Below are 6,661 nucleotides of genomic sequence, written 5' to 3' on the forward strand. Positions count from 1 at the left end.
ACCGGCGGCCGGTCGGTCAGTCGAGCCGGCGGGAGTCGAGGTCGTGCTCGGCGTCGGCCATCGCGTCGGCGTCGATGTGCTCGGCGAACTCGGCCGCCTCGGCGCTCTGCGCGGCGAGCGCGTCCTTCACCGCCCGGATCGCCACCCCGGCCGGGTAGCCCTTGCGCGCCAGCATGCCGACCAGACGCCGGAACACTGCGTCCGGCTCGCCTCTGGCGCTGCGCAGCTTGCGGTCCACCAGGGCGCGGGCGGTCTCCGCCTCGGTCTCCTCGTCCAGCCCGTCCAGTGCCGCGCCGGCCACCTCGACGTCGACGCCGCGCTGGCGCAGCTCGTTGGCGAGTGCCCGGCGGGCCAGCCCGCGGCCGTTGTGCCGGCTGCTCACCCAGGCACGCGCGAAGGCGGCGTCGTCGACGATGCCGACCTCGTCGTACCGGTCGAGGACCTGCTCGGCGACCTCCTCGGAGATGCCGCGCCGGGCCAGCGCACCGGCCAGCTCGGCCCGGGTCCGCGGGCGGACCGCGAGCTGCCGCAGGCAGATCTCCCGGGCCAGCTCGGCCTCGTCGCGCGGCGGAGCCGGAGCCTCCCCTGCATCGGGCTCCGCCGCGCGATCACGGCGCCCCCGGCGAGGCCGGGGCGTACCTGTGGCGTCGCCCGTACGGGGTGGACCGGCATCCCAGCCCCGGCCCGTACGGGCGCGTCGTCCTGCCACGGGTCAGCGGATCAGAAGTCGACCGGCGGCAGTTCCGGGCCACCGGCGGCGTCGCCCGCACCACCGGTGCCGACGCCGAGCTTCTCCAGGATCTTCTTCTCGATCTCGGCCGCCACGTCCGGGTTCTCGCGGAGGAACTCGCGGGCCTTCTCCTTGCCCTGGCCGAGCTGGTCGCCGTCGTAGGTGTACCAGGCGCCGGACTTGCGGATGATCGCCTGCTCCACGCCGACGTCGATCAGCGAGCCCTCGCGGGAGATGCCCTTGCCGTACATGATGTCGAACTCGGCCTGCTTGAACGGCGCGGCGACCTTGTTCTTCACGACCTTGACCCGGGTGCGGTTACCGACCACGTCGGTGCCGTCCTTGAGGCTCTCGATGCGGCGCACGTCGAGCCGGACCGAGGCGTAGAACTTCAGCGCCCGCCCACCGGTGGTGGTCTCCGGGCTGCCGAACATCACGCCGATCTTCTCGCGAAGCTGGTTGATGAAGATCGCGGTGGTGCCGGTGTTGTTGAGCACGCCGGTGATCTTCCGCAGCGCCTGGCTCATCAGCCGGGCCTGGAGACCGACGTGGCTGTCGCCCATCTCGCCCTCGATCTCGGCGCGCGGCACCAGGGCCGCCACCGAGTCGATCACGATGATGTCGATCGCGCCGGAGCGGACCAGCATGTCCGCGATCTCCAGCGCCTGCTCGCCGGTGTCCGGCTGGGAGACCAGCAGGGCGTCGGTGTCGACGCCGAGGGCCCGCGCGTACTCCGGGTCGAGCGCGTGCTCCGCGTCGATGAACGCGGCGATGCCGCCGGCGCGCTGGGCGTTGGCCACCGCGTGCAGCGCGACGGTGGTCTTACCGCTGGACTCCGGACCGTAGATCTCGACCACCCGGCCGCGGGGCAGACCGCCCACGCCGAGCGCCACGTCGAGCGCGATGGAGCCGGTCGGGATGACAGCCGTCTGCACGACGGGCCGCTCCCCCAGCCGCATCACCGAACCCTTGCCGAACTGCTTGTCGATCTGAGCGAGAGCAAGGTCGAGCGCCTTCTCCCGGTCAGGCCCTGCTGCCATCGTTGCCACCCCTGCCTTCGCCGGCGTCTTTCCTGAGCTTCGCGTCACGCGGGACACGCTAGGCGCTGGGTCCGACAGAAAACCAGCCGACGGGCCGTGAGCTGTGGACGAGCACCCCGCTGTGGACAATAGCCGAACAGGTGTACGACTGGGCAAGCGACACGCGGGATCGACGAAAAGGCTGCTCAGCGTAGTCGGGCGGGCACCCGGTCCGGATACGCGGCGACCACGGCGCGCCACACCACGTGCGTTTGCTCACCGGCCGCGAGCGCCTGCTCGATGGTCCGCCCGCCGAGCTGGGACAGCACCTGATCCCTGGCGATGCTGGTCGCGTACCCGGGCCCGAACGCCTCCTCCAGCCGCGTCCAGAAGTCGGTCAGCCGCACGTGTTCAGTCCTCCTCGTCGAGTGGTCGCGTGCCGGTACGGCGCAGCGCCAGCGCCACCAGCGGCACCACAGCGATCGCCGCCAGCAGGGTGAGCGTCGGGTACCCCACGGCCCGCATGACGAACCCGCTCGCCGCTGCCGCGCCCGCCCCGGCCAGCCCCATGAGCAGGTCGGACAGGCCCTGAACGCCGGGCCGGTCGGCGGTGGGCACCGACTCCGACAGCAACGTCGAGCCCGCCACCATCGTGCCCGACCAGCCCAGCCCGAGCAGCGTCAGCCCCACCGACAGCAGCGCCGTGTGGTGCCCGGCGGTGCCGGAGACCGCGCACGCGGCCAGCAGCAGCGCCACCCCGCCGAGGATCACCGGCCGGCGGCCGGCCCGGTCGGTGAGCCACCCCACCACCGGCGACAGCGCGTACATGCCGGCGATGTGCAGGCTCAGCACCAGGCCGACCACGGGCAGCACGTCCTCGTCGGAGTGCCACTCGCCGAGGTGCACCGGCGTCATCGACATGACAGCGACCATCACCAGATGCCCCACCGCCACCGCGGCGATGCCGAGGCGTGCGGCCGGCCGCCCGCGTACCGTGCGCCATGCGGCGACCATGCCACCGCGGCGGGTGACAGCCGGCGCGGCGCCGGGTGCCGGCTCGGCCGCCGCCAGCCGGCGCGCGGTGAGCAGCGGGTCCGGCCGGAGCAGGACCAGGAGTACGACGGCGGTGAGCGTGAACGCGACGGCGCTGAAGGCGAACGGGCCGGCCAGCGCCGGCAGGCCCCAGCCCCGGGTGGTGTCGTCGGCGAGCGCGGCGAAGTTCGGCGCGGCCACCGCGCCGATGGTGGTGGCCCACACCACCAGCGAGAGCTGCCGTCCCCGGCGTTGTGGCTCGGCCAGGTCCACCGCCGTGTAGCGGGCCTGGAGGTTGGCCGCCGTGCCGCCGCCGAACAGCAGCATGCCGACGAAGAGCAGCGGTACCAGGCGCGTCACGGTGGCGACCACCACCAGCACGCCGCCGACCGCGCCGACCGCGTACGCGAGGACCAGCCCCGGCCGCCGACCCCGCGCGGTCATGAGCCGGGTGACCGGGATGGCGAGCAGCGCGGCGCCGACCACACCGGCGCTCTGCGCCAGCCCGGCCAGGGCGGTGCCGGCGACCCGGGCGGCGAGCAGCGCGCCGACCGAGATGCCGATGGTGACGCCGATGCCGCCGATGATCTGGGTGAGGAAGAGCAGCCGGACGGTACGCCGCTGGATGCCGGCGACGTCGGGCCGGGGCGGGGCCGGCGCGGTCAGGTCGGTGGACATGCGGCGCTCCTGGTGGGGACGGGTGCCCCATCCTCCCGCACCGGCCCGCCCGGCCGGCACCCGGTTTCGCTACAGGCCGAGGCCCCGGCCGATGATCTCCTTCATGATCTCGGTGGTGCCGCCGTAGATGGTCTGCACCCGGCTGTCCAGCCACGCCTTCGCCACCGGGTACTCCGCCATGAAGCCGTAGCCGCCGTGCAGCTGCACGCACCGGTCGGCGACCTTGGTCTGCAACTCGGTCGTCCACCACTTGGCCTTCGCCGCGTCGGTCACCGAGAGGCGGCCCGCGTTGAACTCGGTGACGCAGTGGTTGACGAACGTCCGCGCGATGGTGACCTCGGTGTCCAGCTCGGCCAGCAGGAACCGGTTGTGCTGGAACCGGCCGATCGGCCGGCCGAACGCCTCCCGGGAGCGGGCGTACTCGATCGTGAGCGCGAGCAGCTTCTCGCAGGCCGCCACCGCGGCGACGGCGATGCTCAGCCGTTCCCGGGGCAGGTTGGCCATCAGGTGGTAGAAGCCGTGGTTCTCGGTGCCGATCAGGTTCTCCGCCGGCACCCGGCAGTCGTCGAAGAACAGCTCGGCGGTGTCGTTGGCCTTCAGGCCCACCTTCGCCAGGCGACGGCCCCGGCTGAAGCCCGGCGTGCCGCTCTCCACCACGACCAGGCTCACCCCGTGCGCGCCCTGGTCCGGCGCGGTCTTGGCCACCACGACCACGAGGTCGGCCATCTCACCGTTGGTGATGAACGTCTTCTGCCCGTTGAGGACCAGGCTGTCGCCGTCGCGGACCGCGCTGGTGCGGATGCCGGCCAGGTCGCTGCCCGCGCCCGGCTCGCTCATCGCGATGGCGGTGACCAGGTCGCCGGAGCAGAAGCCCGGCAGCCACCGCTTGCGCTGGTCGCCGGTGGTCAGTTCGGTCAGGTACGGCGCGACCACGTCGTTGTGCAGCCCGAACCCCAGACCGGTGCACCCGGCGGCGACGATCTCCTCGTCGAGCACCGCGTTGAACCGGAAGTCGCGCTGCCCGCCGCCGCCGTACTCGGGGTCGACGTCCGGGCCGAGCAGCCCGGCCGCGCCGGCGGCCCGCCAGACCTCCCGGTCGACGATCCCGTCGGCCTCCCAGCGCTCGTGGTGCGGCACCGCCTCCCGGGTCAGGAACCGGCGGCACAGGTCACGGAACTCGTCGTGGACGGGCTCGTAGAGATGCTGCTCCATGCCGGCAAGTCTGGCACCGCTCACCCGCGCCGGACAGGGGCGAACCGGACGGGGTGGCCCGCCGCCGCGCGGTGGACCAGGATGACCGGATGAGCACACTCACGGGGAAACAGGTGGCCGAGGCCGGGCTGGACGGATGGACGTACCTGCTGGGGGCGTTGCAGACGCGCATCCGTACCCCCGATTTCGCGGCCGGACTGGCGCTGGTGGCCGCGGTCGGCGCGGAGGCCGAGCGGGTCGACCATCATCCGGATCTGGACCTGCGCTACACCCACGTGGACGTGCGGCTCTGGTCGCACGACGCGGGTGGGGTGACGCAGCGTGACCTGCGGCTGGCCCGGACGATCGCGGCCCTGGCCGCGGACGCCGGGCTGACCCTGTCGCCAGCCGGGCTGGCCCGCCTGGAACTCGCGCTGGACACCCCCGAGCACGCCGCGGTGCTGCCGTTCTGGCGGGCGGTCCTGACCTGGCAGTCGCCGGACGGCCGCGGACCGGACGACGACGAGGTACGCGACCCGGACGGCGTGCTGCCGACCGTCTGGTTCCAGCGCTCCGGCCGGGACGAGCCGCGGCAGCGGTGGCACCCGGACGTGTGGGTCGACCCGGCCGAGGTGGACGCGCGCATCGCCGCCGCGCTGGCAGCGGGCGGCGCGTTGGTCAGCGACGCGGAGGCGCCGAGCTTCTGGGTGCTCGCCGACCCGGACGGCAACCGGGTCTGCCTCTGCACCTGGCAGCAGCGCTCCTGAGAAACCGGGGCAGCGGCGGGCGCGGCCCGGCGCTAGCGTGCCCGATGTGGACGCACGCGCGCTGATCGAGGAGTTCAACGCGGCCTGGCTGCGGGGCGACCTGGCCGCGGTGTCGGCCTGCCTGGCCGAGGACGTCACCTACTGCCCGAACGCCTGGGACGGGCCGGCCGGCACGGTACGGGGGCGGGCTGCGGTGGCCGACGTCTTCGCCGGGCAGCTCGGTCCGGGCGACGGTCCGGCGCTCGGCGCGGTCTGGGCCACCGGTGACCGGGCGGTCTGCGAGTGGGCCTGGCCGCCGGCCGAGGACGGCACCGTGCTTCGCGGGCTGGACGTCTACCGGGTCCGGGACGGGCGGATCGTCGCCAAGGACGTGTTCGGCAAGATCACTTCTTGAGTGCCTTCGCGGCCACCTTCAGGTCGGCGACCAGGCCCTCGTAGGCCACGTCCTGGTTGTCGGCGCGCAGCACCGCGGACGGATGGATGGTGGCGAGCAGCCGGGCCGCCGGGGCGTCGGCCACAGCGCCCGTCCGGTCGACCGGCACGCGCTCGAAGTCCTCCGGGTGCTGGGCGGCGGCGGGCCAGGGCAGCAGCTCACCACGCTGCTTCGTCACCCGGAAGCTCGGGCCGAGCAGCGCCTTGGCGGCGGTGGCGCCGAGCACCACCACGATCTCCGGGCGCAGCCGGGCGAACTCGGCGACCAGCCACGGCCGGCAGGCGGTGACGTGCACCCGGTCCGGGGTCTGGTGGATGCGCCGCCTGCCGCGCAGCTCGAAGCGGAAGTGCTTCACGGCGTTGGTCAGGTAGATCTGGGCGGGGTCGAGCGCCGCGTCGTCGACGGCCTTGCGCAACAGCCGCCCGGCCGGCCCGACGAACGGCAGCCCCTTCTGATCCTCGATGTCGCCCGGCTGCTCGCCGACGAAGACCACGCGCGCGTGCTCGTCGCCGCGGCCGAACACGGTCTGGGTGGCGTCCCGGTACAGCTCGCAGCCCCGGCAATCCCCCGCCGCGGCGCGCAGCTCGTCGATGGTGTCCGCCGACGGCGGGATGAACTCCTGTGCGCCGGGTGCGCTCTCGGTCTCGGCCATGCCGATCGTTCTACCCCGTCGGGCGGCGCGCACGCGAGCGGCCCGCCGCGCTGTCCGGAGGTGTTAAGTGAGTGTTTGAGATTCCGGCTCAGGTGTGGGTTGCCTGGGCCGGTTTCGTGTGTCGGGCCAGGCGGGTGACCATGACGTGGATCATGGCCC

Annotated in this window: 7 protein-coding genes and 1 pseudogene; 2 read left to right on the forward strand and 6 right to left on the reverse strand. The window is 73.4% G+C overall.

Annotation, left to right across the window (positions count from 1 at the left end; genetic code table 11):
• Positions 1-16: 16 nt before the first annotated feature.
• The 5 genes and pseudogenes from FB455_RS21195 to FB455_RS21215 form a co-directional block, all read right to left on the reverse strand.
• Positions 17-709, reverse strand: a complete 693-nt coding sequence (locus FB455_RS21195) for a regulatory protein RecX (RefSeq protein WP_145754725.1) — start codon at positions 707-709, stop codon at positions 17-19.
• Positions 710-720: 11 nt separating this feature from the next.
• Positions 721-1,770: a recombinase RecA gene (recA, locus tag FB455_RS21200; protein WP_013284729.1), complete on the reverse strand. Its 1,050-nt coding sequence runs from the start codon at positions 1,768-1,770 to the stop codon at positions 721-723.
• A 185-nt stretch (positions 1,771-1,955) separates the two neighbouring features.
• Complete coding sequence (locus tag FB455_RS21205) at positions 1,956-2,156, reverse strand: DUF3046 domain-containing protein (protein ID WP_013284728.1); 201 nt, start codon at positions 2,154-2,156, stop codon at positions 1,956-1,958.
• Positions 2,147-3,459: pseudogene (locus tag FB455_RS21210) on the reverse strand (MFS transporter). The gene FB455_RS21205 and the pseudogene FB455_RS21210 overlap by 10 nt, the downstream one beginning before the upstream one ends.
• Positions 3,460-3,528: 69 nt before the next feature.
• The gene (locus FB455_RS21215; protein ID WP_013284726.1) at positions 3,529-4,671 is read right to left on the reverse strand and encodes an acyl-CoA dehydrogenase family protein; all 1,143 of its coding nucleotides are present in this window, start codon (positions 4,669-4,671) and stop codon (positions 3,529-3,531) included.
• 89 nt (positions 4,672-4,760) lie between these two features.
• On the opposite strand from FB455_RS21215, the gene FB455_RS21220 reads away from it, so the two are divergent.
• Both FB455_RS21220 and FB455_RS21225 read left to right on the forward strand, forming a co-directional pair.
• Positions 4,761-5,417 carry a 4a-hydroxytetrahydrobiopterin dehydratase gene (locus FB455_RS21220; protein WP_145754730.1) on the forward strand — a complete coding sequence of 219 codons (657 nt, stop codon included), beginning with the start codon at positions 4,761-4,763 and terminating at the stop codon, positions 5,415-5,417.
• Between the two features lie 46 nt (positions 5,418-5,463).
• On the forward strand, positions 5,464-5,811 hold the full coding sequence (locus FB455_RS21225) for a nuclear transport factor 2 family protein (RefSeq protein ID WP_225319783.1): 348 nt from the start codon (positions 5,464-5,466) through the stop codon (positions 5,809-5,811).
• Here the strand turns inward: FB455_RS21225 and FB455_RS21230 are convergent.
• Positions 5,801-6,502: a UdgX family uracil-DNA binding protein gene (locus FB455_RS21230; RefSeq protein WP_145754733.1), complete on the reverse strand. Its 702-nt coding sequence runs from the start codon at positions 6,500-6,502 to the stop codon at positions 5,801-5,803. The two genes, FB455_RS21225 and FB455_RS21230, sit on opposite strands and share 11 nt — an antisense overlap.
• Positions 6,503-6,661: the final 159 nt, after the last annotated feature.

It is taken from the genome of Micromonospora sp. CNZ296 (assembly GCF_007827635.1).